This window comes from Polyangium jinanense, from assembly GCF_028435365.1.
Genome location: NZ_JAGTJJ010000006.1, coordinates 12,310 through 38,906 on the forward strand (window position 1 = coordinate 12,310; position 26,597 = coordinate 38,906).

Genomic DNA, 26,597 nt, shown 5'->3' on the forward strand with positions numbered 1-26,597 from the left:
CCCATGCGATACCTCCCTCATACGCCCGAGGAGATCGCTTCGATGCTGGAGGCCGTCGGCCTGCCGTCGCTCGAGGCGCTCTACGAATCGATCCCCGCACGCGCCCGCTACGATCGCCCGCTCGACCTGCCCGCGCCGGTCGACGAGCCGTCGCTCATGCGCCACCTCGAAGAGCTCGCCCGCAAGAACCGCGCGGCCGGCATGCTCTCGTTCCTCGGCGCCGGCGCGTACGAGCATCATTTCCCGCCCGCCGCCGACCAGCTCATCCTGCGCAGCGAGTTCTACACGGCGTACACGCCGTACCAGCCCGAGGTCGCGCAGGGCACGCTGCAGGTCATCTTCGAGTTCCAGACGATCGTCAGCGAAATCTTCGGCCTGCCGCTCGCGAACGCGTCGATGTACGACGCCGCGAGCGCGGCCGCCGAGGCCGTGCTCATGGCGCGCAGGCTCGTCGGGCGCGAGCACACGGTCATCTCCGCGGGCATCCACCCCGAGTATCTGGAGACGATCGAGACGCACGTGCATAGCCTCGGGACGGGCAAGGCCTCGCTCACGACGGTGCCCCTCGCCGCTGACGGCGCCGCGGACGTCGATGCGCTCGCGGCCGCGATCACGCACGAGACCGCGTGTGTCGTCGTCGGGTACCCGAACTTCTACGGCTCGATCTGCGATCTCCGGAAGGTGGCCGAGGCCGCGCACGACAAGGGCGCACTCGTGATCACGGCGACGCAGGATCCGTATGCGCTCGCGCTTCTCGAGTCGCCCGGCGCACTCGGCGCCGACATCGCCGTGGGCGAGGGCCAGCCGCTCGGCCTCCCGCCGCAGTTCGGCGGCCCCGGCGTCGGGCTCTTCGCGTGCCGCGACGACCGCAAGTACCTCCAGCAGATCCCCGGCCGTATCGCCGGCGAGACCGTCGATAAAGCGGGCAACCGCGGCTACGTGCTCACGCTGTCCACGCGTGAGCAGCACATCCGCCGCGAGCGGGCCACGAGCAACATCTGCACGAACAGCGGCCTCTGCGCGACCGCGATGACCATCAAGATGTGCATGCTCGGCAAGAAGGGTTTCGTGGAGGCCGCGCGTCAGTGCCTCGCCAAGGCCGAGTACCTGAAGCAGGCGATCGCGGGCCTCGAAGGCTACTCGCTGCCGTACCGCGCTCCGACCTTCAACGAGTTCGTCGTGCGCGTGCGCGGCGGCGACGCGAAGAAGGTCTGCGACACGCTCGCCGCGCGGGACATCATCCCCGGCTTCGACCTCGGCCGCGTCAGCGCCGATCGGAAGGGCGAGCTGCTCATCGCCGTGACCGAGCGCCACACGCGTGCGGACCTCGACCGGCTGGTCGAGGCTCTCGCGTCGATCTGAGGAAGCCCCCCAAGCTTCAGAAGAACCGCGGCGACGGCCCGAACGAGGCCGTCGCCGCCGGCGTTTGATGCGCCGGATACGGGTTCGGCCACGCGTCGAGCATCGACTGCCGGTAGATCGTCAGGCGCAGGAAATCGATGCCGGCGAACGCGCCGAACGCGAGCGCATCGCCCGTCCCGTAGAGCCCTTGCACGCCGATCGAAAAGCCGAGCGGCAAGCCGAGCGTGAGGCCCCCGGCCACGCCGCGCGAGTAGGTCCCCCAGAGCCTCTGGTAGCCGCCCACGTCGACCGCGACGCCGACCTTGCCCGCCTGAAAGCCGTGCGTGGCGAAGCGCGCGAGCAAGGACAGGTCGAGGCCCTCGTCGACCACGGGCGTGAGCCGCGCGAGTCCGCCGACGATGAACGATCCGTCCGGCGTCGTGCCCACGCCGTAATCGATGTTGAAGGCCGCGCGCGGCGCGAGCGCCGCCGTCCCCTCTTTCCACGCGAGCGCCCCTGCCCCCGCGAACGCCCACGCCGACGCGTCGGCCCGCGCGACGTCCGGCGCGAGCGCGACCCCGAAGGCGAGCGCGACTCCGATCCACGAAGCTTTCACGTTGCGACGCACGAACCCGCACCTAGCACGTTTTTCTGCGGCGGCCGAGGATCCGCCGCTCGACGATCCGCGCGACCTCCTCGTCGAAGAGCACCGTGTTGTGCCCTTGGCCTTCCATCACGATCACCTCACCGCCGGGCAGGGCGTGTGACACGGGCGAACGCAGGACGGCGTCCGCCCTTGCGATGATCGAGAGGTGCGGGACGTTCGCCGTGGCCGACGCGGCGAGACGGATCCTGCGCAGGACCGCGCTGTCCGGTGCGAGATCACGCGCCGCGCCGAACCCGAGCGCGCTCGCCCCGACGACGCCCGCGAACGGGCTCGCCATCGAGATCGTCTGCACGACCCGCGCATCCCCCGCCTCCTGCGCGTAAAACCGCGCCACGACGCCGCCGAGGCTGTGCCCCACGAGGTGCAGGCGCGCCGCGCCGGGCAGCTCCGCGGTGAGCGCCGCGAGCCGCTCGGCGAGCTCCTCGACGCCCGGGCCTGGCGGATACGTCATCGCCGCGGCGTGCACGCCCTTGTGACGCGTGATCGCGCGGCGCATGGGGCGGAGCCCGCCGGCCGTCGCGAAGAGGCCGTGGAGGAGCACCACGACGTCGTCACCGTCCTGTACCTCGGCATGCGGCGCGGCTCCCTCGAGATCGTGCCGCAGGAGCCACGCCTGCCGCCCGAACGCGAGGGCCTCGCGGCCCGCGTTCACGAGCGCGCGGGCCCAGAAGGGACGATCCGCCATGCCGCGAGGATGCCACGGACGGCGCCCGTGATCTTCAAGGTCGTACGAGCCACGCGTGGAAGCTCCGCCACGCGTTTTGCTTCGCCGTGATCTTCACGGAATCACGACCGCCGATGGAGGAAAGCGGGACACGCGCCTCGAACCAAGTCGCCTCGTCCCGCATGGGAATCTCCACGGTTTGCGTGCCTCCCCCGAGGGGCTCCCCGTGCACGACGTGCTCGATCTGGAGCGTGATCGGTCCGCCTCCATCGGTCCGGAGCACGAGCGTCGCGGGGCCTCGCGCGACGTGCGGCGTGACGCGAAACGACTCGCTTTGCCCCTGCGGGATGATGCGGCCTGCGTCGAACCGCGCATGCCCGGCCGCGTCGCGCAACGTCGCGCCGATCACCCACCCGGCCTGCGGCCGCGGGAACGTGTATCCGTGCGCCCGTTCGTCCACGAGATCCGCGACGTCGACCTCGAAAACCGAACCCGCCCGCGTCTCGTCGCTCGCCGCTAGCGTGGACCAGTCCGCCGCGTACACGACCTTCTCCGGCGCGGCGCAGATCACGTTGTCCTCGATCTGCACGGAAAACATTTTCTGCCCAAACGATCGAGCGAGGTCGGGGAACCAGCCCGGGTAGATCGCCATCACGTCGGGCCGCTCGCTCGCCGGCATCCGCTCGATGAGCTCGACGATCGCGGGGATCCCGTGCACCGAGGCGCGGGCGAAGGGCAGGTCGTGATAACCGCCGAGGCCGAGGCCATCGAGCGCCGAAATACCCGAGAGGTAGGGGATCGCGCCCGCGTCACCGACGAGGACGCGAAGCGGACGCGGCGAGAGCGCGGCGAGGCGACGAGCGACCTCGGCTTGCTGCTGCTCGATGTTGCCCGAGGCGCGGGCGAAATGATCGATCTGCCGCGGAAAAAGCCGCGCAGGCGCGAGCGTGGTGACGAGCGCAAGCCCGACCCCGAGCGCACGAAGCACACGCCCCCGTCGCATCAACTCCGCTGCGCCGAGCGCCGCGGCGACGAGCAGGAACAGGAGCGAAGGCACCGCGTACCGGAAGTTCTGGTACCGCGCCGTCGTGTTCAGCGACACGAGCAGGAGCATGCCGATCGCGCCCGCGACGAGCGGAATCGCGAGGAGACGCGTGCGCCGCGCGAAGGCCGCGACGAGCGCGAGGAGCGGCACGACGAACGAAAACGATGGGCCCCCGAGCGCCACGTCGAACGCCTGCGCCCGCAGCACGGCGAGGTTCTTGATCACCTCCACGGCCGCCTCGATCGGCGTGAGATACGGGTTCGTCCCGACGAGCTTACGGACGGCGCCCGCCTGGCTGATTTCCCCGGTGAACACGAGGTTCGCCGACGCCTGCGCGGCCAAGAAAAACACCATGGGCCCGAGCGCTCGGAGGAGCGAAGGCACCGTTCCGAGCGAACGCGCGCCGTACACGACAGCCACGCCGAGCGGCCCGACGAGCGCCGCGGACTCGGGCCGTGTGGCCACGAGGAGCGCGCCCCAGAGCCCGGCGCGGAGCTGCGCGGAGGGACGCTCGTTCGGCGACGCCGTCGTCGCGCGCCGCGCCGCAACGAGCAGGCGTCCGAGGATCCCGGCGAAGAGCGCGGTCTCCATGCCCGCGTACAGGCTCCAATCGACGAGCGGCACCGCGAGGAGCAGGGGTGCCGCGATCCAGGCTGCACGTCGCGGCGCGCCTTCGAGCAAGGCTCGCACCGAGCGGCACAGATCCCACAAGCACACGCATGTGATCGCGGCCGCGAAGTACGAGAGCCGCGCGCCTCGCAGGCCGAGCGCCCACGCAGGCGCGAGCACGAGCGGATACGTGAGGCTCGTCCCGCCCGAGGAGTACCCGTTCTCGGGCAGCCACGCGAACGGATGGCCGAGCGCCGCGGACCGCGCGAATCCGTAGTGGATGTAGACGTCGTCGAGCGGGACCGGGAACACCCCGTCCGTCCGTTCGAACCCGGGCAGCCAGAACGCCAGGCCCACAGCGATCACGAGGATCGCCGCGAAGACCGGAAACAGCGCGGGCTCGCGGGGCCTTTTGACCATCGAGCCGGACTAACCACGAAAAACGAGGTGCCGGAAGCGCTGATCGCTCGCCCTACGGCGCACCGCGCTTTCCGCGCGTATGCTTCGCGCATGGCAACGCAGACCGTGGATGCAGAAGACGCCGCCCGATGGGACGCGGTCGAAGAGGCGACCGAGCTCATGAACGACGGGCGCTTCGTCGAGGCGCTCGTCGCCCTGCGCAACGTCATCAAGGCCGATCCGAGGAACCCCTACGCGTTCCATTTCCTCGGCGCCGCCCTCTTCGAGACGGGCGAGCGCGAGACCGCGCGCGAGGCTTACCGCGCGGCCCTCCGCCTCGCCCCGAACTACCTCGGCGCGCGCGTCGCGCTCTCGCACCTCTTGCGCCAGCTCGGCGACCTCGACGGCGCGCTGTCGCAGGCGAACGAAGCCTTGCGCAGGTTCCCCGGCGACGGCGAAGCGATGCAGGCCGCCGGCCTCGCCTACGCCGCGAAGGGCAACCGCAAGGCCGCGAAGAAGCAACTCGAAGGGTTCCTCAAGTCGAACCCCGAGCTCGAAGCACGGCTCGAAGTCGAGCAGATCCTCGGCATGCTGGGGATCGCGGGCGAGAACGAGTCGGTCGAGTTCGAGTGACACGAAGAGGGGGGTTCCACAGGCGTCGCGAGCCGCGCAGCAGCCTGGGGAACCACACTCTCAAACGTCGACGCGCGTGAGGCATGCTTCGGCGAGGGCCTTGGCGCCCACCGACTCCGCCACGCGCGCGGCCGCGCGGAAGCCCGCGGCGCGCTCCAGGGCCTCGGCCCCGCGACGCGCGCCTTGCACGCGAAACGACACGCTCCGCACGAACGCACGCATCGCCGCGACGTCGTCCCCCGCGGCCGCCAGGATCTCGCCGAGCACGAGCGCCGCGTGCGCGGCCACGGCCTCGCTGCCCGGGTAAAACGACTCGGCCAGCAGCTTCGTGAGCGTCGCGGCGTCCCTCTCCGAGGCCGCCTTCTGCACCGCGATCTCCGGCGTCGGCTGCGGCGCGGGCTCGAACCCGAGACGCGCCTCCAGATACCCGAGCACGTCCCACGCGACCCGCCGGAACGCCTCGAGCCCGTCCGAAGGCGCCTCCAGCACGCCGCCGCCCGCGCGTAGGCCCGCGCGATCGAGATCCCGCACGATCACGAGATCGTCGCGCTCGCCGATCACGAAGAGATCGCCGTCCCAGCCGAGCGACTTCTCCTCCGTCAGCCATTTCGTTGCAGGACCGACTTCCTCGGGGCCGAGCAGGCGCGTGCCGTCGCCGAGCTCGAGCCCGCCTGCATGCGCCCAGAGCGCCGCGAGATCCTCGGGTGGATCGCCCGTGAGATCCCACGCCCCTCGCGCCGGCGGGCGTCGCTTCGTGACTGCTTCTGCGGCGCAAATCCGCGCCGCGCGCTCGCTCGTTTCGTCGTCGGTCACGGCTTCGAGACCTGCCCCTTCGGATCATCGCTCAGGCTACGGAGGAACATCGAAGCTTGCGATCGGGCCTCGGCCACGCGGAAGACCACGAAGTGACCGTCCGAGTCCTCCGGCACCGGCCATTGCGCGAGCACGCCCGTCGCCTTCCCGTCGGCGAGGTTGCCCGAAAGACCCGACGCCGGGATCTCCACCGTGCCCGGCCCGCCCCACGCGAGCTCCGGAATCGGCCACTGCGACGGCAGGACGAGCGGCAGGCCCATCGCGATCGCGTGCGTCTCGATCCCGCGCGTCGGCGAGTAGCTGTCGCCCGAGCCGTCGGAGTTCACGCCTTCGGTCATGTAGATGCTCTTCGGCGCCATCCCGTCACGTGGCGAGAGGACCACACGCTGCGCGTAATGCAACGGATCCGTCGTGTCCACGAGCATCTGCGCGAGCGAGAGCGCCGGATGGAAAAGGTCGAGCTCCGCCTCCTCCTCACCCTTCAGGCTCAAGAACACCGTCTTCACGAGCTGCGCGATGCTCGGCGACGGGCTCGTCTTCTCCAGCAGCGTGATGGCCATGACCGCCGATGAGCCCGAGAGCACGCCACCGCGCGCCTGATCGTCCGAGGCAAGGAAGAGCGGCCCGTTCAGCCCGCCCTGCGAGTGGCCGAAGTACGTGAGGCGCGTGCCGTCGAAGCGGATCGGCTGGCCCGTCACGGAGATCTTCGCGGGCACCTCCATCTTCGACTCCGTGAAGAGCCGCGCGCGCTGCACCTCGTCGAGCGCCGACTGCCGGCTGTTCGTCCGGGCCGCGAGGACGTTGTTCACGTTGAAGAAGAGCAGCGAGATCCGCGAGGGATCGCCGTCCTTGGGCGCGCCCGGCCTGCGGCCGTGGAAGATCTGATCGACCCCCATCGAGGCGATGCATTGCTCGGCCAGGCTCCGCGCGGTGCCGTCGTACACGTAGCTGCGAAAATCGCCGCCCGTGCCGTGCGCATAAAGCACGATCGGGAAGCCGTTCGGCGGCATGGGGCACGCGGGCGAGTTCGGCACGGTGAGCGAGAAGCGCAGGTCGAAGGTGTCGACGACCGCGGGCGCGCCGTTCTCGTACTTGAAGGCGCCTCCGTCGCTCGGCTTCTCGAAGGGAAGTTCGCCCTCCTGGTAGTTCGGCGAGGGCCCGTAGACGCCGAGGTATTCGGTGCGCGCGTCCCACGTGCCGCCGATGATCCACGCGGTCGGGTTCGCGACGGGCGCGGGCACGTTCGCGCGCAGGTGATCCCGCGCCGCGAAGAGCTCCTCGGTCGGATCGTTCGTCCGGAAGATCGCGAGGTGCACGATGCGCGCGCGCTCGATCCCGGCCTTCTCGATCTCCGCCACCGCGGGCGCGAGCTCCTCCTTCGCGACCCGAGCCACGTCGCTCTCGGGGGTTTGCTCGCCGAGCACCTGCGCGAGCTCGTAGCTCTTCGCGATCGTGCCTCCCTCGACCCCGCGCACCGCGTCGGTCACGACGAGCGCGTACCGCGTGTGCGGCCGCAGGGGAAATCCCAGCGTCGGCATGAAGGCGAGCGTGTTCGTCGGGTAATACACGCCCTCTTCCGCGCGGAACTTCAGCGAGACGAGCCTGCGCGTGCCGCGCTCGGGCGATGCGGGATCGATGTCGAGGAGCTGCACTGACGCGCGCGCGTCGAGTGTGAGACCCGGGTTTTTCGGGAGCGAGGCTGGATCGAGCGGGCCATCGAAACGCAGGTAGCCCGTGGCCGCCGGCGAGAAGCCGTCGAGCTTGCGATCCATGAGCGAGATGTACTCGGAGAGGATCGGCACGATGCGCGGGTTCGGAAACCCTTCGAGGGGCACGACGCCGTCCTCGAGGCGCAGATCACTCGGCCACGGATGATCAAAAAAGCTCATGTCCGCGGGCGCGGTGAGCGACGACGGGGCCACCCAGATCGAGGCGGCCTCGGGCGGCGCGGCCGGCTGGGGACCACATCCGGCGACGCCGAGGAGGACCGAGGACGATACGAGAGCAAAAGAGAAGCTCCGAAGGTCGCGCATGACGGAAAAGTATGCATGACGGTAGCCGCCCGCGATAGGCCGGGGACGCCTGCTTTTCGTGTCGCCCGACCTCGCAATTTCCGCGCCCCGCAGCGCCCAGGTCGTTCTCGATTTCGCACGGCGCGTGAATGTCCGCTCCGCGCGGAGCGATCCAGGCCCCGGCGTTTCGTCCTTTCCGGTCCTTCCCCGCCCACGCCCGCTCGGCCGCATTGTACTTTAGATGTGAATCTTTTATACGTGCGCCATGTACCTCGCCGGAAAAAATGCCCTGGTCACGGGCGGTGGTCGCGGGATCGGCCGGGCCATCGCCGAGCGGCTCGCCCGCGAGGGCGCGCGCGTTCTCGTCACAGGCCGCACCCAGCCCGAGATCGACGAGGTCGCGAACGAGATCGGCGGCGTCGCCGTGCGCATGGACGCGAACGATCGCGCGAGCGTGAAGGCCGCGATCGAGGCCGTCCACGCCGTGGGTCCCGTCGACGTGCTCGTGAACAACGCGGGCTTCGCGGAGTCCGTGCCCTTCGACCGCACGACGGACGAGCTCTGGGACAATCTGCTCGAGGTGAACGTGACGAGCGCCTTCGCGCTCTGCCGTGCGTTCGTCCCCGGCATGATCGAGCGTGGCTTCGGCCGCGTGATCAACGTCGCCTCGAACGCGGGCCTCGTGGGGTATGGCTACAGCGTGGCCTACTGCGCTTCGAAGCACGCGATGGTCGGAATGACGCGCGCGCTCGCCGTGGAGATCGCGAAGTCGCCCGTCACGGTCAACGCCGTGTGCCCGGGATGGACGCGGACACGCATGGGCGAGGAGGCGACCTCGCGGATCGCGCAGAAGACCGGCCGCAGCGCCGAGGCCGCGCACAAGATCCTCGCGAACATGTCGCCGCAGCAGCGCTTCGCCGAGCCGGAGGAGATCGCCCACGTCGTTGCGATGCTCTGCGCGCACGAGGCCCGCAGCGTGCACGGCCAGGCCATCCCCATCGACGGCGGCCAGGTCATGAAATAGGGCGAACGGAGATGGCCATGAACGACAAGCTCACTTTCGTGAACCCGGAGGGCTTCTTGCCTCCGAAGGGATACTCGAACGGCGCCCTGGTCTCGGGGCCCACGCTCTTCGTGGCCGGCCAGGTCGGCTGGAACGCGCGGTGCGAGTTCGAGACCGACGACCTCGCCGAGCAGTTCGCGCAGGCGCTCGACAACGTGATCGCCGTCGTGCGCGCCGCCGGCGGGAGCCCCACGGATCTCGCCAAGATGACCGTGTACGTGACGGATCTCGACGCCTACCGCGGGTCGCTGAAGGCGATCGGACAGGCATGGCGCACGCGGCTCGGCAAGCACTTCCCCGCGATGGCGCTGCTCGGGGTCGCGGGCCTCGTGGAGCCACGCGCCAAGGTCGAGATCGAGGCCGTGGCCGTGCTTCGTGGAGCTCAGGATCCCGCGTGAGGCGAGGCGCGCCGACCCGCAGGCCCGTGAGCGCGCAGCCCGCGGGCAAGGGCGAGCAGAACCCCGCCGTGCGCGCGTGGGTGCGCATCCTCGCCGTGCAAAAGGCCGCGCTCGCCGCGATCCGCGACGACCTCGAGCACGAGATGACCTTGCCGCGCTTCGATCTGCTCTCGAACCTGGTGCGCGAGGACGGGCAGACCCTCGCGTCGCTCTCGCGCTCGATGCTGGTGACGGCGGGCAACATCACGGGCCTCGTCGATCGCGCCGCGCGCGACGGGCTCGTCGAGCGCCGGGCCGATCCGAACGATCGGCGCGCCTGGCGCGTGCACCTCACCCCGAAGGGCCAGCTCGCCTTCCAGCGCGCCGAGCGCCGCCACGCCGCGCGCGTCTCCAAGCTCTTCTCCGCGCTCAGCGGCAACGAGATGTCGAGCCTCGTGCGGATGCTCGACAAGGTACGACAAACCATCCGTGGACCCGAGCTCTCGGCCGTCCGCGGCCCGCGCGGCGAGGCACGCCGCACCCCCGAGCGCGGCACGGGCAGGCGCCGCGCCCGCGCCAAATCCGAGGAAGAGACGTGACCCTCTCGCCGAAGACCTTTGACCTCGAAATATCCCGCGGCATCGCCCAGATCACCCTGAACCGGCCCGAGCGCCTGAACGCGCTCACGTTCGAGGTGTACGGCGAGCTCGCCCAGACCTTCCGCTCGCTGGAGAAGGCCGACGACGCGCGCGCCGTGGTGATCACCGGCAAGGGCCGCGGCTTCTGCTCGGGCGGCGACGTCGAAGGCATCATCGCCGAGCTCTTCGCGCGCGACATCACAGGCCTCGTCGAGTTCACGCGCGTGACGGGCGCCCTCATCCAGAGCATCGCGGAGCTGCGTCGCCCCGTGATCGCGGCGGTGAACGGCGTCGCCGTGGGCGCGGGCGCGGTCATCGCCGCGGCCTGCGATCTGCGCATCTTCGCGGAGAGCGCGCGTATCGGCTTCATCTTCCCGCGCGTCGGGCTCTCGGGCGCGGACATGGGCGCCTCGTTCCTCCTGCCCCGCATCGTCGGCCGCGGGAGGGCCGCGGAGATCCTGTTCTTCGGGGATCTGATCGGCGCCGAGGAGGCCCACCGCATCGGACTTGCGAACCGCGTCGTGCCCGACGCCGACGTCCTCGCGACGGCCCGCGGCTGGGCCGAGCGCCTCGCGAAGGGCCCGACCTTCGCGCATCGCATGACGAAGCAGATGCTCGAGAGCGAGCACGGCCTGACCCTCGCCGCCGCGATCGAGGCCGAAGCGCAGGCGCAGGCGCTCTGCATGGCGCACCCCGATTTCCGCGAAGCCTACGAGGCGAACAAGGTGAAGCGCCCGGCCCGCTTCCTCGGCGCGGAGATCTGCGATCCGCCGCCGGCCGCGCCGAAGGCCGACGCAGGGAGCGAAACATGAGCTCGCGCTTCACACTCTCGGTCCCGGACCTCGCGCCCTTCTTCGAGCAACGCCACCACGAGCTCGCGACGCGGCTCCAGGGCGAGCACCTCGACGTGCTCGCGACGACCGAGGATCCGGGCGAGATCGCGCGCCTCCTCGGCGATCCCCTCGGCCTCTACGCGTACCTCGTGCCCGAGGCCTACGGCGGCGCCACGACGGGCCGCCCCGTCGATCTCGCGTACATCGACGTGCGCGCGCTCGTCCTCGTGCGCGAGGCGCTCGGCCAGATCTCCGCGCAGGCCGACTCGATCTTCGCGGTGCAGGGCCTCGGCACCTACCCGATCCTCCTCGGCGGCTCGCAGGACCTCATCGCCGAGGTCGTGCCCGACGTCGTCCGAGGCCGTCGCCTCGGGGCGTTCGCGCTCACCGAGCCCGAAGCGGGCAGCGACGTCGCCTCCTTGCGTACGGTCGCGCGCAAGGACGGCGAGAGCTGGGTGCTCGACGGGGAAAAGACGCTCATCTCGAACGTGCCCATCGCCTCCCATCACGTGGTCTTCGCGAACGCCGATCCCTCGCTCGGCCGGAAGGGGATCACGGCGTTCTACGTGCCCAAGGGCACGCCGGGCCTGACGCTCGAGCCGCTGCCGATGAGCGTGCCGCATCCGATCGGCCGCCTGCGCCTCGAAGCCTGCCGGGTGCCGAACGAGCACGTGCTCGGGCACGTGGGCGCGGGCTTCCGCATCGCGATGGAGACGCTCGACGCGTTCCGCATCTCGGTGGGCGCGGCGGCGAACGGGATGGCCGCGCGGGCGCTCACGGCGACGCTCGATCACGTGAAACGCAGGCGCCAGTTCGGCGCGCCGCTCGCGGATCGGCAGATCGTGCAGGCGTACCTCGCGGAGATGGCGACGGAGCTCGACGCGGCGCGTCTGCTCGTGGCGCGCGCCGCGCATCGACGCGACACCACGGGCGAGCGCGTCACGAGCCTGGCCGCGATGGGCAAGATGTACGCGACCGAGGCGGCGCAGCGCATCATCGACAAGGCGGTGCAGCTCCACGGCGGGATCGGCGTGCTCGAAGGGAGCGAGGTGGAGCGGCTCTATCGGGAAATCCGGCCGCTGCGCATCTACGAGGGGACGACGGAGATCCAGAAGCTCGTCATCGCGAAGGCGCTCCTCGGCTGAGGAGCGGCCGTCGTCAGGGGTGCTGCGCCTTCCGGATCGTCTCGACCAATCGATTCGCGGCCTCGGCGTCGTCGGCGACGAGCGCCATGTCGTACCAGGTCCCCAGCCTCTCTCGATCGGAAGCCAGTCGGATCCACTCGCGAACCGCCGGCTCGAGCACGCCCAGACGGCGGCTCAGGATCCGGATGACCGTCTCCGCTTGGATCCGTATCTCGCCCGTGGCCTCCCCCTTCGCCTCACCTTTCGAGAAGATGCTCTGGTACAGCTCGCTTGCCATGAGTCGTTCCTCCGAGATGTACATCTTCAGCAGCCGGGTCGGCACGTCTTCCGCCTCGGCCACGAACCACAGCACCGCCAGATAATCCGCGCGCTCGCCTGGACTCAGCTCCGTCTTCGTCTCGATTCTACCACACGCCTCGCGCACCACCTCCTGGTCGGCGCCATTCCGCGTCAACGTGACCAGCGGCCAGAGCGGAAACGGCGCCTGCGAGAGAAGCTCCTCCCAGCCGAGCGCGCGCAAGTTGATCCGCTGGTAAATCGCCTGCGATGCGCTCGTCTCCAGGGACGCGCCGTACCGAAGCCCGCACTCGGTCACGACGGGTTCGTCCGCGGCGCCATAGAGGTCCCAGACCTGCGAGAGCACGGGGAGACGCTCGCGGCGGTAGAGGCGGATCTGCGCCTCGGCGATGTCGATGGAGAGCTCGGTGCTCCCCTGGTGCCGGCGGTGGAACTCGAGGTGCGCCACGGTGCGCGTGCCATCGCGGACGATCAGGTAACTGCCGTCGATGTCGCGCCCGCGCGCGGGCAGATCACTCGGTAACGGGCCGAGCACCTGGATCGTCGGGTCGCCGAGCCCGAACTGCAGGAAGGCCTCGGGCCTGTGCTGCAGCAAATACTTCAGGGACTGGTCGAAGGACTCCATGGTTTGGCGCTGCGAAACTCCACGGTAAAACCCTGCGCGTTGCGCGGCAAATTTGCGACGCCTACCGGTTTTTCCTTGCGCTTCGGCCCGCACGTGGTTCGGAGTCTTTCCTCCCCCATCCCGCCATGTGGAAGCCAAAGGAGCGCATCCGCCATCCCCTCCCCGAGGACCGGCCTCCCATGGCCGACGAGGCCGCTCGCTCGCGCCTCTTCTCGCCGCTCACCCTCGCCTCCGGCCTCACGCTCGCCGATCGCACCTGGGTGCCCGCCATGGTCCCGTGGCGCGCGACGGAGGAGGGGTTCGTCACGAAGGACGTGCTCGACTGGTACGGCCGCTTCGCCGAGGGACAGCCGGGCGTGCTCGTTGTCGAGGCAACCGGGATCCGGGACGTCCCGAGCGGGCCGCTCCTGCGCATCGGGCACGATCGGTTCGTCCCCGGGCTCACCGAGCTCACGCGCCGCGTCCGCGAAACGAGCGGCGGCCGCACCCGCCTCTTCCTCCAGATCATCGATTTCCTGCGCATCCGCAGGCGCCCGCCGCACGAAAAATTCCTGGAGACGCACCTCGCCCTCACCCCGGCGCACCGGAAGAACCTGGAGCGCGAGACCGGCGACGCCTGGTGGGCCGAAGCCCCCGACGCGAGCATCCGCGAGTTTTTGCGGACCACAAGCGACGACATGCTCGATCGGATCCTCGATCCCCGCGAGCTCGAAGCGCTCCGCTTCGGGGCGCGCGAGCGTGTCACCGACGTCCACGAGCCCCACATTCGCGACCTTCCCCGCACCCTGCCTTCGCTCTTCGCCGAGGCCGCAAAACGCGCGAAGGACGCCGGGTTCGACGGCGTCGAGCTGCATTACGCGCACGCCTACACGATGGCCTCGTTCCTCTCCGCCCGGAACGATCGAAAGGACGGTTATGGCGGCTCGCGCGACGCACGCGCCCGCCTACCGCTCGAGGTCCATGCCGCCGTGCGCGAGGCCGTCGGCCGCTCGTATACCGTCGGATGCCGCTTCCTCTGCGACGAGATCATCGAAGGCGGCAGCCGCATCGACGACGCGATCCATTACGCCCTCCTCTTCGCCCGCGCCGGCATGGATTTTATTTCCCTGTCCACGGGCGGCAAATTCGAGGATTCGAAGCAACCCAAGGTCGGCGAGGCCGCCTATCCCTACACCGGGCCGAGCGGCTACGAGTGCATGCCCACCGCCCTCTCCGACGCGCGTGGCCCCTTCGCGCGCCACGTCGAAAAGCAGGCCCGCATTCGCGCCGCCCTCCGCGCCGAGGGCCTCGAAACGCCCACCGTCGCCGCCGGCGGCATTGGCACGTTCGTCCAGGCCGAATCGATCCTCGCCCGCGGCGAGGCCGATCTCATTGCCGCGGCGCGCCAATCCCTCGCCGATCCCGACTGGTTCCAGAAGCACCGCGAAGGCCGCGGCGCCGAGGTGCGACGCTGCATCTACTCGAATTACTGCGAGGCGCTCGATCAGCGCCACCGCCAGGTCACCTGCCAGCTCTGGGATCGTCAGGATCTCGACGATCCGGACGCGCCGCGCAGCGCAGAGGGAAACCGCAGGCTCGTCGCCCCCCGCTGGGATCGGTGATTCGTGTATTCTTACCGGAGCAGCGCCCCGCCCCGCGGGCGCCCTTGAAGAAAGAGTGGCTTTCCATGAATACACGTTGCCTCACCGCATTCGCCCTCGTCGGCCTCGGCGTCCTTTCGGGCTGCAAGGAGACGGTCGACTCGCAGAACGTCAAGACCGGCGGCATCGCGGCCATCCTCTCCGCCACCGCCGAAAGCGATACCGAGACCCGCCTCATCGCCACGCTCAAGGTGGGCGGCGACGAGAGCAACACCTACGTCGACCTCTCGGGCGGCGACCGCATCTTCGCCTCGGGGGGTGACAAGCGCGTCGAGATGCAGACCCAGGATACCGGCGTCTACGAGGCCGAGTTCGACACCGCCGCCGAAGGCACCGAGTTCGCCGTCGACCTCCAGCGCGCGGACGGCGACAATGCGCCCTCGAGCCGCGGCACCTTGCCCGCGCCCTTCACGCTCACCCTTGCCCAGACGTCCGCCTCGCGCGCCGCCGCTCTCGAGGTCACCTGGACCCCGTCCGGCTCGAACGACGACGTGCGCATCGAGCTCAACGGCCCCTGCATCTTCCTCGAAACCATCGACGTCCCCGGCGACACCGGCAAGCACACGATCCCGGCCAATTCGCTGAAGGTCACGGGCACGATGGACCAGCCGCCTCCCACGTGCGACGTCAACATCGAGATGACCCGCTCGCGCCGCGGCACCCCGGACTCCGCCTTCGACAGCGAAAGCTCGTTCGTCCTCCAACAAGTTCGCACCGGCAAGTTCACCTCGACGCCCTGAGCGGGAGTACACTGCGGGCGCATGCCGACGCCCGCCCCTTCCCCTCGCCTCCTCGCCGTCCTCGGAATCGCCGCCTCGCTCGCCGCAGGTTGCAGCGATCCCTCCCCCGCCGAGCCTCCTCCTCCGCCCCCGCCCACGGACGATCGCTGTCCGGGCACCGGCGTGAGCAAGGGACCGTGGTCGCTCCGCGTCGATCGCACCTCCGCCGTCGTCCGCTGGGAGGCGTGCCGGGAAGGCGTCGCGGGCGGGGTCGTCTTCACGCCCGAGGGCGGCGAGGCGCGCGAAGCGACCTCGACCGTCACGACGTACGAGGTCCCCACGACACGCAAAGCGGTCCTCGATCCGAGCGCGCCGCCCGACGAGGCCGGCACCTACTGGACCCACGAGGCCGTCCTTTCGAACCTCACGCCCGGCGCTTGCGTCGAATACCACCTCGCCGCCGATCCCGCGGCGAAAGGCCGCGTCTGCGCCGCCAAACCCGACGGCGCGGATCTCCGCTTCCTCGCCATCGGCGACACGAACCCGGGCCTCAATCGTCTCACCTTGAAGGTGCTCGACAAGGTCCTGCCGATGAACCCCGATTTCACGCTGCACGGCGGCGACATTCAATATTACGAATCCGGCCTCGAGACCTACGCGTCCTGGTTCCCCGCCATGCGCCCCATGCTCGCGCAGGGCGCGTTTTTCCCGGCCCTCGGCAATCACGAGCTCGAGGTCCCCGAGGAATACGAGGCCTATTATCGACGCTTCTTCGGCAACGCCGGGTTCGACGGCGCGGGCGACCATTACCGCTTCGAATCGGGCGGCGTGTGGTTCTTCTCCCTCGACACGGAACAACCCCTCGGCCTCGCCTCCGAACAGGGACAATGGCTCTCCCAATCCCTCGCCGACGCGGCGTCGAAGCCCGGGTATCGATTCTCGGTGGTCTTTCTCCACAAGCCGATCGTCACATGCGGGGACAAATCCGACGATCCCGCGACACGCGCCGAGCTCGAACCGCTCTTCGTGCAGCACGGGGTGAAGCTCGTGATCCAGGCCCACATGCACGGCTACGAGCGATTCGCTTTCCCCGACATCACGTGGATCACGACGGGCGGCGGCGGCGCCTCGCTCGCGAACGTGGACGAGAACGTCGATCGCCCCATCTGCGCGATGCGCGCCGCGTCGGGCACCGTCCGCCACGCCGTCGTCCTCGACGCAACGGGCACGACGCTCTCCGGCCAGGTGATTGACGACAAAGGGGCCGTCTGGGATACCTTCACCCTCGAAGGCCCCTGACGCATCGCCCCAAAATGTGATCGTCTCGGCGAACGCTCCTTGACGCCGAGAAGCCCTCCTCGATACTAAATCTCCATGCGACGCGGCGTTTGCCTGGGAAAAGCCGGCCTCCTCTCGCTCTCTTGCGCCGCCCTGCTGCTCTTTTCGAGCGCGGCCCGCGCCGACGACGATGAAGATCCGCGGCGGCTCAAGCCGAAGTACGGCCTGGCCGGCATCGGCTTCCACATCGAGGCCGGCGCCGGCGTCTACCAGGTCGTCGGGCAAGGCGGGCTCGTCCCGGGCATCTACCCCCGCGCCGCGCTCGAGCTGCACCTCGGACCGCATTTTTCGATCCCGGTCGTCGCCCGCTTCCAGACGGCCATCGACCCGAACGCCGGCGTGCCCGACTTCGCGCAGCTCTCGGTCGCGCCCGGCATCAACTTCCGTCTGCGCGAGCTCGATTGGCCCATCGCCCTCGTGTTCGGCGCCGCCGTGCGCATCGGCCGCTTCTCCGCGAGCCAAAAGCTCGTCGACGCGGACTTCCAGACGACCCCCGACGCCGGCACCGAGGAAGCGCTCGGCTTTCCCCTCGCGCCCGAGGCCACGGCCAAGCTCGAATGGTGGATCGCGCCGCTGTTCGTCGCCAAGGTCAGCGCCACCTACGCGCCGGTCTTCGTGAACAAGCAGCCGATCCACAACGTCGAGGAAGCCCTGGCGATCGCGCTCGTATTTTGACGCCTCCGGGGAAAGCGAGGGCACGATCCTCGCCCCCTTTCCACGCGGCCATTCCCTTCCTTTCCTCGCGCAGGGCTCGTAACCTCGACGAGCCCCCCATGCCTCTCGCTCCTTCCCAGCAAAACAACGCGCGCATCCTCGGCGCTGGCGACACGACGATCGTCCTCGCCCACGGGTTCGGGACCGACCAGACGGCATGGCGGCACCAGATGCCCGCCCTCGCCGAACGGCACCGCGTCCTCGTCTTCGACAACGTGGGCGCGGGGCGCTCGGACCTCTCCGCCTACAGCCCGCGCCGCTACCAGAGCCTGCGCAGCTACGCGATCGACGTGCTCAACCTGCTGGAGGAGCTCGCCCTCGAAGACGTGGTCTTCGTCGGCCACTCGATGAGCGGCATGATCGGCCTGCTCGCCGCGATCGAAGAGCCGCGCCGCTTCCGCAAGCTCGTCCTGCTCGGCGCCTCGCCCCGCTACCTCGACGACGAGGGCTACGAGGGAGGCTTCAAGCGGGCCGACCTCGACGGGCTCTACGAGGCGATGCAGACGAACTACCACGCCTGGGCCAGTGGGTTCGCCCCGATCGTGACGGGTAACCCCGACAAACCGGACCTCGCCCGCGACTTCGCCCACACCCTGCTCGCGATGCGGCCGGACATCGCCCTCACCGTCGCCCACATCATCTTCGAGTCCGACCACCGCGCGGATCTCCCGAACCTCGAGGTCCCGACGCTCGTGCTCCAGTCGCAGGCGGACGTCGCCGTCCCCATGTCGGTCGGCACGTTCCTCGCGAGCCACATTCCCCGCGCCGAGCTCCATGTCCTCGACGCGACCGGCCACACGCCGCACTGGAGCGCCCCGGAGCAGGTGACGAGCGCGATCCTCTCGTTCGCCGCCTCCGCGTGATGGCCACGAGCACGCCCGAAGCCCTGCTCGCCGCGCTCGGCGCCGGGGAGCCCGACGCCGCGCTTCCCCGCGTGCTCGCCGTCCTCCACGAGCGCTTCCACGCCGACGCGGTCTTCGCGCTCCGCCGGATCGATCCCGTCACGGCCGTCGCGCTCGCGAGCGCCCCGGCCGGCGTCCTGCCGGATGGCATGACGCACGCCGCCATCTTCGCCGGCGCGCTCGAATCCGCCCGCCCCGTCTTCAACACGGTCGTCACCTGCGAGATGGGCTTGCCGCGGAGCCTCCGCGGCAGCCTCGCCATCCTGCCCTGGTCGTCTGCCGAGGACGCGGGCGGCCTCGCCCTCGTCCGCCGCGAGATCGCGCCCTTCTCGGAGGAGGAGCAGCGCGCCCTCGTCTCCGTCCTGCCCCTCCTCCACCTGCTCGTGCGGCACGTGCAGAAGACCGAGCTTGCCGCGGCGGCCTCGGCCCGCTTCGACGCCGTCTTCCAGACCCTCCCGCATGGCCTCGTCTTCGTGGACGACCGCGGGTCCGAGGCGTGGGTGAACGAGGCCGCGGCCGCGCTCCTCGGCCTGCCCGAGGGCGCGCACGAGCCGGCCCGCGTGGCCCGCGCGATGGCCGGCCTCTGGAGCCGCGCCGAGGACCGCGCCGGCCTCCGGCGGAGCGCGCTTGCCGTGATGAACCAGCGGGACGGTGAGCTCCGCGACGCGCGGTGGGTCTTCGCAGGGCCGCCGCGCCGCGTCCTCAGCATCTCCAGCACGGCCACGGGCGAGCGCGAGCACCGCGGCAGGCTCTGGCTCTTCATCGACGTCACCGCGCAGCACCTCGCGAGCGAGGAACTCGAAGCGAAAAACGCCGCGCTCGAAGGAGCGCGCCGGGAGGCGGACCTCGCCAATGCGGCGAAATCGCGGTTCCTCGCCACGATGAGCCACGAGATCCGGACGCCCATGAACGCCGTCCTCGGCATGACGGGGCTTTTGCTCGATACCCCGCTCGGCGAGGACCAGCGCGACGTCGTCGAGACCATCCGTCAGAGCGGCGAGGCGCTGCTCACCATCATCAACGACATCCTCGATTTCTCGAAGATCGAGGCGGGCCTGATGGACCTCGAAGAGCAGCCCTTCGCGCTCCGCCCCTGCGTGGAGGAGGCCCTCGACCTCGTGGCCGTCGCGGCGCGCAAGAAGGGCCTCGAACTCGGCGCCTTCATCGACCCACACATGCCGCCCGGCATCTTCGGCGACGTGACCCGCCTCCGGCAGATCCTGGTGAACCTCCTCGGCAACGCGGTCAAATTCACCGCCGCGGGTGAGGTCCTCGTGGAGATCGTCCCCGCGAACGAGCCCTCGTCGCCCGGAAAACTCGCCCTTCAGGTTTCCGTGCGCGACACCGGCATCGGCATCCCGAAAGACCGCCTCGGGCGGCTGTTTCAATCGTTTTCCCAGGTCGACGCCTCGATCTCCCGCAGGTATGGCGGCACCGGCCTCGGCCTCGCGATCTGCAAGCGCCTCGTCGAGCTCATGCACGGGAAGATCCGGGTCGAGAGCGAGGAGGGCGTCGGCACGACGTTCCATTTCACGATCGAGACCACCCCCGCGCACGACGTCGGGCGGGATCTCTCGGAGGCCCTCGCCATCGCGGGCCAGGATCTCTCGGGCAAACACGTCCTCATCGTCGACGACAGCGCCACGAACCGGCGCATCCTCGCCGACCAGACGCGCGCCTTTGGCCTCACGCCGATGCTCGCCGCGTCCGGCGACGAGGCCCTCGACCTGCTCCGGCGCCGCGCCGAGGTCCTGCCGCCGGACGAGCCCTTGCCGGTCGCCCTGGCGCTGCTCGACGTCGCCATGCCGGGCATGAATGGCTTCGAGCTCGGCGCCGCCATTCGCCAGGATCCTCGGCTCGCGGAGCTGCCCTTCCTCTTGCTCACGTCGAGCGACCTCGCCACGCATCGGGAGGCGGCGCGGCTCGGCGCCACCTGCCTCTCGAAGCCCATCAAACAATCGAGCCTCTTCGACGCGATCATGCGCGCGCTCTCGCAATCGGTCGCGCGCCCCTCGCGCGCCCCGCGGGCCTCGGCGATGGATCCTTCGCTCGGCGAGCGCCACCCGCTGCGGATCCTCCTCGCCGAGGACAACGTGGTCAACCAGAAAGTCGCGAGCCTCCTGCTCCAGCGGCTCGGCTATCGCGTGGACATCGCGGCGAACGGCCTGGAGGTCATCGAGGCCGTCACGCGCAAGGAATACGACGTCGTCTTCATGGACGTCCAGATGCCCGAAATGGACGGCCTCGAAGCCACCCGCCGCCTCCGCGCTCCGGGCCCCTTCCGGGGCAGGCCCCGCATCGTCGCGATGACGGCGAACGCGATGCACGAGGACCAGAAGGAATGCCTCGCGGCGGGCATGGACGATTTCGTCTCCAAGCCCATTCGTATCGAGGAGCTCGTCGCCGCGCTCACGCGCTCGGCCCTCGAACGGCCGAAGACGCTCGCGCCCTCGCAGATCCCGGCCCCACGGGACCCGGACGAGCCTGTCCTCGACGAGGAGGCCTTCGAACGGATCCGGCTCGTCGCGTCGTTCGACGAGGAAAACCCGCTCGCGACGCTGGTCGCCGATTTCGTCCGGGATTCGCGGCGCACCGTGGAGGACATGGCCGCCGCGCTTTCGGAAGGGGACTTCCGCACGCTCGAGCGCCTCGCGCACAACCTCAAAGGCAGCGCCGGCATGATGGGCGCCACGCGCCTCTCGCGCCGCTCCGCCGACGTCGAGCGGGCGGCCCGGGAAGGCCAGCACGAGGGCCTCGGGCGGCTCATCGAGGCGGCCTTCGACGAGCACGTGCGCACAGCGGCGGCCCTCCTATCGAGGTGCTAGGTCCGGTCCCGCGGGTGCGGGAACGATTGCGCAGAGAGCACGCGGGTGCCCTTCGGAATGTCGACGCGCACGCCGGCGGCGCTAGAACCGCGCTTTCGCATGCCCGCCGAGGTATCCGATCGCCATCGTGTACCTGCCATTGGCGACGTCGCTCCGCGAGGTCGTCACCGTCCGCGGCAGGATCCCCTGCGCGCGCGCGTCGGCGTGCAGGTCGAGCCATTGCGTCGCCCGGACCACGGCCCCGAGGCCGCCGATGAAACGGTGCCCGTCCGGCGAGCCCACGTCGATCGTCTCGTCGGGTGAGGCCGGCGATTGATACCCGACCGTCGCCGACATCGTGAAAAGCCGCGAGATCGCGAACCGCCCATTGGCCTCCACCCACACCGTGTCGTTCCATTTCCGCGGCAGGATCGCCCGCACCGAGGGGCCGATCCCGAGTTTCGGCTGCGCGAGCGAAGGCGATCGGGACGTCACGACGAACGCGTCCACGTCCGAATAGGTGACGTACTGGACGAACCCGTCGACGCGGAAGGCGCTCGTCGCCTGATACGACGCGCCGGCCGTGATCCGCTTCGGGAGCCGGAACGCAAGCTCGGCGTCTCCTTCCACGAGGGGCGGATATCGGAGCCCCTGCGCGGCGAGGTCCTGCGTGAAAAACGGATCGTTCTTGTCGAGCGCGAAGCGGCCGCGATAACGCATCTGCGCGCCGTGCTGGTAGGCGAGCGCGAGGCGCACGTCCGCGGAGGGCTGATACAGAACGCCAACATTGAAGGAGACCCCGTGGCTCAGGGCGTTCGTGAGCGAAAAGGGCCGAGACAGCACGTCGAGCTCACGCACGTGGCTAGGCGCGTTCGGCCCGAACTCGTTTGGCTGGCCAATCGGTGGATTCGAGAACGCGTGCTGGATTTCAGGCAGCTCCGCCAGATCTTGCTTCTTGCGGAGGCTCGCGAGCCCGCCCACGTACGAGACGCCCGCGCCGAACGAGAGGTTTGGCAGGACGCGCAGGGCCGCGCTCGCGGTCACGTAGGACGCCACGATGAAGGCCTGCTGGAGCTGCCACGCCTGCGGACCGTTCGCCGGAAAGTCGAGGGCTGCCGCATAAGGCACGTACGCGCCGAGCCCGAGGACGAGCCGGCGCTGAGCCATGGGCAACGCGAAGAAAAGATCCCCTGTCGGCGCGAGGGGCGTCGCCGCCACCTCCTCGGAAAAACCTCGCTTGCCGGGGTCCGTCTCGCCGGTCGCCATGGGGCCGCGCAATCGCAAGCTGTCGGGCGTCTGGTAAACCCCACGCCGCTCGCGACGATACCCGACCCTCCCTGCGACGAGGCCCGCGCCGCCGAAAAGCTCGGGGCGCTCGATATCGGCGAGCGCAGCGGGGTTCCAGTGGATGGCTGCGCCATCGGAGATCGTCGGCCCGGATTGCCCGCTCCCCACGAGCGGCGCGTCGAGCCCGGAGGCGCCCGCGCTTTGAGATGCGACGAGCGAGCCGAGGACGAGGGGCAGGGACGCGATACGCAGCGGACGACGTGACATGATGCTCTCCCCCTTCGATCGATTCACGACGCGCGCGTCACGACGAGCGCGAGCCTGTGCAGGCTCGGCTTCTCCTCCGCGACGATCTCGAAGACGCGCCCCTCGGCGTCCTTCACGTAGAGCCGATCGCCCGGCTCGATACGCACCTTTTCGTGCGTGGTGTCCCCGTCGAGCTCGACACGCGAGGAGACCTTCCGCGTGAGCGTGGGATCCGCAAAGAAACCCGGGGTCGTGTAGGCATACGGCCGGACGGGTTTGCCCTCCGCGTCCTTGCGGATGTCCTCGGGCGCCACGAAATAGAGCCAATCCTCGGCGGTGCCCTCGGGCTGCACGTAAAAGAAATCGGCGTCGCCGCGGGTGTTTTGCGTCAGCGCCTCGGCCATGTCCCGGAGCGCCGCGGGGTTCGTCTCGATGTTCTCCCGGATCCGCGCGACGACCTCCTCCGTCCGCACGCCGACGGGCACGTCGTGCACGGGCATCACCACATTCGCCTCGCCCTCCACGAGCCCGCCGTCGTGCATGCGCGCTTGCGCGACTTCGAGCAGCATGTCCCAGTAATAGGATGGCTGCGGCGGCGGCACTGTGAGGATCACGCTCGGATCCACGTCGATCTTCACCCAGCCTTCCGCGTCGATGCACACCCGTACGGCCTCGAAGGGATCGGAGACCTCGCCCGCGGGCGAATACGTGGTGCAATGGGGCGAAATCCGCGCCGCGAGGCGCCGCCCCGTCTCGGCGAGGACCCGCTCCTCGGCCCACGGCGCTGCATTCCAGACCGGCGAATTGCCGAGCGGCCGCGGATCGCGGCTCGTCCCGGGCGCGAGGTAGGTCGGGTCCTCCGCGATCGTCATCGTCATCTCCCGGATCGAGAGGTCCTCCGCGAGCCCCTGAACGTCGAGCCAATGGGGATCCGAGAAATCGAAGGCGTGGCCCATCTGCCCGCCGATCGAGTTCACACTGGCGACGCGGGCGTGCGAGGCGTCAATGCCCCGGTACGGCAGCGCATTCACGTCGAGTCGCACCGTCATCCGGAAGCCACCCTCGGCGGTCGAGAGGCCGGAGGCGGACCGGAGAAACCCCGGGTGCGCAGGGCCCTCCGGACGCGCCGGATCGAGCGGCGCCCGGCCAAACCGCTCCGAGAGGGAAGCAAAATCCGTGGCCACGTCGTAAAGGGTCAGGGCGATCTTGCCCTTCTCCACATCGTAAAACCCCTCGGGGTGATCGGCGGTCACCGGGCCACTGCGGACGCGCGCGCGCGGGTGCGTCGCGACAACCTGATCGAGCACGACGTCGGTGACGGCCGAGGGCGCAGCGAGCGGCTCGTTCGGCCCCACGCCCGCGAGATCCGCGAGGATCCGCGACGGCGAGATCCCGACCGCCTCGCCTACGGCCGTGAGCCCGGCGAGCGATGTGCCATCGAGCCGCGCGCTCGCCGGCGTCATGTTGAGCAGCGCGAACATGTTCCACGCGGGCTGCGGCAGCGCCTTCGCCTCCTCCAGGGGAAGCCGCGTGAATCGATCGAGCGCATTCTCCACGAGCGGCCGGAGCTCCATGTCGAAGAGCCAGGTTTCTTCGAGCGTTTTTCGCGGCAACCGACGCAGCTCCTCCGGGCCGAGCGTCTGCGCGAAATCCTCCACGTCGAGCCGCAAGAACCGCAAGGTGACCTCGCGGCTCTCGCCCACGGCGAGCTCGCCTTCGGGCGGGGGCGGCGCGAGCGTGACGGGCTCGACGCAGCCCGCGGCCGAGGCGCCGAGGAGGGCGAGCAGGGCAGCGCATCGTTTCGTGGTCATCGCGACCTCCGCGAGGCGACCTTCTCGAAATCGACCACCATGTCGCGTCCCTCCTCCTCGGGCACCAGGATCCGGATCTCGTAGACGTCGCGCGTGTCGTCCTGCGCATAAAGCACGAGCTCGCCCGGCGAAAGTGGCACCTTCTCGTGCTCCGTATCGAGGACGCCCGGAATTTGCCGCCTGGAAATGCGGCTCCCCTCGGCGAGATCCGGGCTCGTGAAGAACCCGGGGCGCTCGTAGGCATACGGCTTCGGACGATCGAATCCTGCCGGATCGGGCTTTCGATCGGACGGCGCCACGAAATACAGGAGCGGCAGCCCGCCTTCCGCGCCGCGACGCACATAAAAATCGAGGTCGTGGTTGTTCTCCCAGAACCTGCCGACGATGACGTTCGCCATCAGGTCCGCTTGTGATTGCAAGGTCGGACGCATGGCTCGCACGAGCTCGGCGCCGCTCGGCCCGATCGGCACGTTTTGGAGCGCGAACACCGGCCGCGCGGCGCCCTCGGGGATGTCCGGCGTGCCGTCGCCCGTCGGATCGTGGAGCGAAATCTGCGCAACCTCCGCGAGCAGATCCCACAAGAATCGTGGCTCCGGCACGGTCACGCCCCGGATCGCATTCGCGAACGTGATCCACCCCGGCGGCGCGCCGCCCTGCCCGATCTCCACGCCGACCAGGCATTCGCCGTTCAGCTCGACGTAGCAACGATCGTACGAACGCCGGCCATACGCGCGCCGCGCGCCGCTCGTCACGATCGACTCCAGGAAAAACGGGCGGCAGCGGGGATCGGCCTCGCAAGACGGGATAAAAGGGTCCGCCTCGACGGTCGCGAACCGCATGTCGACCGTGGGCACGTCCGCGACGCCCTGGATCACGAGCCGCTCGGGATCCTCGAAATCGAACGAGAGCGGCGTGCTGCCTTCCATCACGAACATGTCGCCGCCGCCGGACGAGAGGTCGACGCCGCGCACGCGGCGCAGGTGCGATTCGGCGACCACACGCATCCGGAAATCGGGGCCGAGCACGTCGCTCCGCGTGGCGAAAAACGCGTCGTCCGGCACGAGCACGCCGGGATGCGCCCCCGGCACGGGGCCGAATTTCTCGGGCAACGTCGAAAGGTCTTTCAGGGCGTCATAGAGGGTCACCGGGAGTGTTCCGGCGGAATTGTCGATCCCCGGATGCGTGCCGAGCAGGTTCTCCTGGAGCGCACGAACGAGCGCATCCGTGGGCACGACGGGATCCGTGCGGCCGATGCCGAGGCTCTCGGCGAGCACCTGGGGAAAATCGAAACGGAACGTGCCCGGGTTTTGCTCGACGAGCGCCGCGAACGTCTCGAGGCTCGTCCCCGAGAGCTCCGTATTCGCAGGCGTCATGCCGAGGAGCCGCACGAGGCCGAATTCGGCCGAGGTCCGCCACATGGGCCCGAACGTCCGGCCGAGCGCCGTTTGCGCGCAATCGTATCCGGGGTTTTTCCGATCGATCCTCCAGCCCGTGCCGCAGGCATCGCGGATGCTGTCGAGGACGTGGCCGAGCAACGCCGTGGAGTCGACGTCGAGAATACGAATGCGCCGCGCGGCCTCCTCGCCGAACATTTCGAGCGCCTTTGACTTGTCGAGCTCCAGCGTGATCTCCTCGGTCACCTCTGGACCAGGAAGGGCGAGGAGGAACCGATTCGCGAGAATTTGCGGCGGCTGTGCCTCGTCGTCCTCGGCCGGCGGGTCGACGCCGAAAACCTCGCTGTTCGCGGCGCCCCCGCAAGCGACGAGGGGTAGGCAGAGGAGCCAGAAACCGGAGCGTGTCGAGGTCCGCATGGAGCGCATCTCCGTCGGAACGAAAACGAGGTCGTGACCGCCCGAGACACTTTACGCGATGCGGCATAGCCCCGGGCCAGTCCGCCTTCTCCCGTTCCAAACGAGATCGTTGTGCGGCGCCATGCTCCGTCAACGGCAGGTGCGCGTTGCCTGTGTCAGGACGT

22 protein-coding genes are annotated in these 26,597 nt (G+C 69.6%); 13 read left to right on the forward strand and 9 right to left on the reverse strand.

The window, feature by feature from the left end; genetic code table 11:
* Window positions 1–3 precede the first annotated feature (3 nt).
* Window positions 4–1,362 carry an aminomethyl-transferring glycine dehydrogenase subunit GcvPA gene (gene gcvPA, locus KEG57_RS15085; RefSeq protein ID WP_272419000.1) on the forward strand — a complete coding sequence of 453 codons (1,359 nt, stop codon included), beginning with the start codon at window positions 4–6 and terminating at the stop codon, window positions 1,360–1,362.
* 16 nt (window positions 1,363–1,378) lie between these two features.
* Here the strand turns inward: gcvPA and KEG57_RS15090 are convergent, their stop codons facing one another.
* The 3 genes from KEG57_RS15090 to KEG57_RS15100 are packed head-to-tail and all read right to left on the reverse strand — an operon-like array spanning window position 1,379 to window position 4,746.
* The gene (locus KEG57_RS15090) at window positions 1,379–1,969 is read right to left on the reverse strand and encodes a hypothetical protein (protein WP_272418999.1); all 591 of its coding nucleotides are present in this window, start codon (window positions 1,967–1,969) and stop codon (window positions 1,379–1,381) included.
* Between the two features lie 10 nt (window positions 1,970–1,979).
* Entirely contained in the window at window positions 1,980–2,693 is a 714-nt protein-coding gene (locus KEG57_RS15095) for an esterase/lipase family protein (RefSeq protein ID WP_272418998.1), read from the reverse strand.
* 34 nt (window positions 2,694–2,727) lie between these two features.
* Window positions 2,728–4,746 (reverse strand): DUF8728 domain-containing protein, encoded by a 2,019-nt coding sequence (locus KEG57_RS15100; protein WP_272418997.1) that lies wholly within the window; start codon window positions 4,744–4,746, stop codon window positions 2,728–2,730.
* Window positions 4,747–4,836: 90 nt separating this feature from the next.
* On the opposite strand from KEG57_RS15100, the gene KEG57_RS15105 reads away from it, so the two are divergent.
* Window positions 4,837–5,358 (forward strand): tetratricopeptide repeat protein, encoded by a 522-nt coding sequence (locus KEG57_RS15105; protein WP_272418994.1) that lies wholly within the window; start codon window positions 4,837–4,839, stop codon window positions 5,356–5,358.
* Window positions 5,359–5,418: 60 nt separating this feature from the next.
* Here the strand turns inward: KEG57_RS15105 and KEG57_RS15110 are convergent, their stop codons facing one another.
* Together KEG57_RS15110 and KEG57_RS15115 are read right to left on the reverse strand one after the other, a co-directional pair.
* Window positions 5,419–6,171 (reverse strand): hypothetical protein, encoded by a 753-nt coding sequence (locus tag KEG57_RS15110; RefSeq protein ID WP_272418993.1) that lies wholly within the window; start codon window positions 6,169–6,171, stop codon window positions 5,419–5,421.
* Window positions 6,168–8,204, reverse strand: a complete 2,037-nt coding sequence (locus KEG57_RS15115; protein ID WP_272418991.1) for a hypothetical protein — start codon at window positions 8,202–8,204, stop codon at window positions 6,168–6,170. The genes KEG57_RS15110 and KEG57_RS15115 overlap by 4 nt, the downstream gene beginning before the upstream one ends.
* Window positions 8,205–8,448: 244 nt before the next feature.
* On the opposite strand from KEG57_RS15115, the gene KEG57_RS15120 reads away from it, so the two are divergent.
* The 5 genes from KEG57_RS15120 to KEG57_RS15140 are packed head-to-tail and all read left to right on the forward strand — an operon-like array spanning window position 8,449 to window position 12,239.
* Window positions 8,449–9,207 (forward strand): SDR family NAD(P)-dependent oxidoreductase, encoded by a 759-nt coding sequence (locus tag KEG57_RS15120; protein WP_272418989.1) that lies wholly within the window; start codon window positions 8,449–8,451, stop codon window positions 9,205–9,207.
* Window positions 9,208–9,224: 17 nt separating this feature from the next.
* Window positions 9,225–9,644 (forward strand): RidA family protein, encoded by a 420-nt coding sequence (locus KEG57_RS15125; RefSeq protein WP_272418988.1) that lies wholly within the window; start codon window positions 9,225–9,227, stop codon window positions 9,642–9,644.
* Window positions 9,641–10,222 carry a MarR family winged helix-turn-helix transcriptional regulator gene (locus KEG57_RS55585; RefSeq protein WP_272418986.1) on the forward strand — a complete coding sequence of 194 codons (582 nt, stop codon included), beginning with the start codon at window positions 9,641–9,643 and terminating at the stop codon, window positions 10,220–10,222. Before KEG57_RS15125 ends, KEG57_RS55585 begins: the two co-directional genes overlap by 4 nt.
* Window positions 10,219–11,073 (forward strand): enoyl-CoA hydratase family protein, encoded by an 855-nt coding sequence (locus KEG57_RS15135; protein WP_272458575.1) that lies wholly within the window; start codon window positions 10,219–10,221, stop codon window positions 11,071–11,073. Before KEG57_RS55585 ends, KEG57_RS15135 begins: the two co-directional genes overlap by 4 nt.
* Window positions 11,070–12,239 (forward strand): acyl-CoA dehydrogenase family protein, encoded by a 1,170-nt coding sequence (locus KEG57_RS15140; RefSeq protein WP_272458576.1) that lies wholly within the window; start codon window positions 11,070–11,072, stop codon window positions 12,237–12,239. Before KEG57_RS15135 ends, KEG57_RS15140 begins: the two co-directional genes overlap by 4 nt.
* Window positions 12,240–12,252: 13 nt before the next feature.
* Here KEG57_RS15140 and KEG57_RS15145 read toward each other — a convergent pair whose 3' ends face one another.
* Window positions 12,253–13,161, reverse strand: coding sequence for an RpnC/YadD family protein (locus KEG57_RS15145; RefSeq protein WP_272418982.1), 909 nt, complete (start codon window positions 13,159–13,161; stop codon window positions 12,253–12,255).
* A 179-nt stretch (window positions 13,162–13,340) separates the two neighbouring features.
* Here KEG57_RS15145 and KEG57_RS15150 point away from each other — a divergent pair, with 179 nt between their 5' ends.
* The 6 genes from KEG57_RS15150 (at window position 13,341) to KEG57_RS15175 (ending at window position 21,299) form a co-directional block, all read left to right on the forward strand.
* Window positions 13,341–14,762, forward strand: coding sequence for an oxidoreductase (locus tag KEG57_RS15150; protein ID WP_272418981.1), 1,422 nt, complete (start codon window positions 13,341–13,343; stop codon window positions 14,760–14,762).
* Window positions 14,763–14,827: 65 nt separating this feature from the next.
* Complete coding sequence (locus tag KEG57_RS15155) at window positions 14,828–15,541, forward strand: hypothetical protein (protein WP_272418980.1); 714 nt, start codon at window positions 14,828–14,830, stop codon at window positions 15,539–15,541.
* 21 nt (window positions 15,542–15,562) lie between these two features.
* On the forward strand, window positions 15,563–16,819 hold the full coding sequence (locus KEG57_RS15160) for a metallophosphoesterase family protein (protein ID WP_272458577.1): 1,257 nt from the start codon (window positions 15,563–15,565) through the stop codon (window positions 16,817–16,819).
* 75 nt (window positions 16,820–16,894) lie between these two features.
* The gene (locus tag KEG57_RS15165; protein WP_272418977.1) at window positions 16,895–17,533 is read left to right on the forward strand and encodes a hypothetical protein; all 639 of its coding nucleotides are present in this window, start codon (window positions 16,895–16,897) and stop codon (window positions 17,531–17,533) included.
* A 98-nt stretch (window positions 17,534–17,631) separates the two neighbouring features.
* Entirely contained in the window at window positions 17,632–18,435 is an 804-nt protein-coding gene (locus KEG57_RS15170; RefSeq protein WP_272418976.1) for an alpha/beta fold hydrolase, read from the forward strand.
* Complete coding sequence (locus tag KEG57_RS15175) at window positions 18,435–21,299, forward strand: hybrid sensor histidine kinase/response regulator (RefSeq protein ID WP_272418974.1); 2,865 nt, start codon at window positions 18,435–18,437, stop codon at window positions 21,297–21,299. Before KEG57_RS15170 ends, KEG57_RS15175 begins: the two co-directional genes overlap by 1 nt.
* An 81-nt stretch (window positions 21,300–21,380) precedes the next feature.
* On the opposite strand, the gene KEG57_RS15180 is transcribed toward KEG57_RS15175, so the two are convergent.
* The 3 genes from KEG57_RS15180 to KEG57_RS15190 are packed head-to-tail and all read right to left on the reverse strand — an operon-like array spanning window position 21,381 to window position 26,433.
* Window positions 21,381–22,832, reverse strand: coding sequence for an OmpP1/FadL family transporter (locus KEG57_RS15180; RefSeq protein ID WP_272458578.1), 1,452 nt, complete (start codon window positions 22,830–22,832; stop codon window positions 21,381–21,383).
* 23 nt (window positions 22,833–22,855) lie between these two features.
* Window positions 22,856–24,622, reverse strand: coding sequence for an acetyltransferase (locus KEG57_RS15185; protein WP_272458579.1), 1,767 nt, complete (start codon window positions 24,620–24,622; stop codon window positions 22,856–22,858).
* Entirely contained in the window at window positions 24,619–26,433 is a 1,815-nt protein-coding gene (locus tag KEG57_RS15190; protein WP_272418969.1) for a hypothetical protein, read from the reverse strand. The genes KEG57_RS15185 and KEG57_RS15190 overlap by 4 nt, the downstream gene beginning before the upstream one ends.
* Window positions 26,434–26,597: the final 164 nt, after the last annotated feature.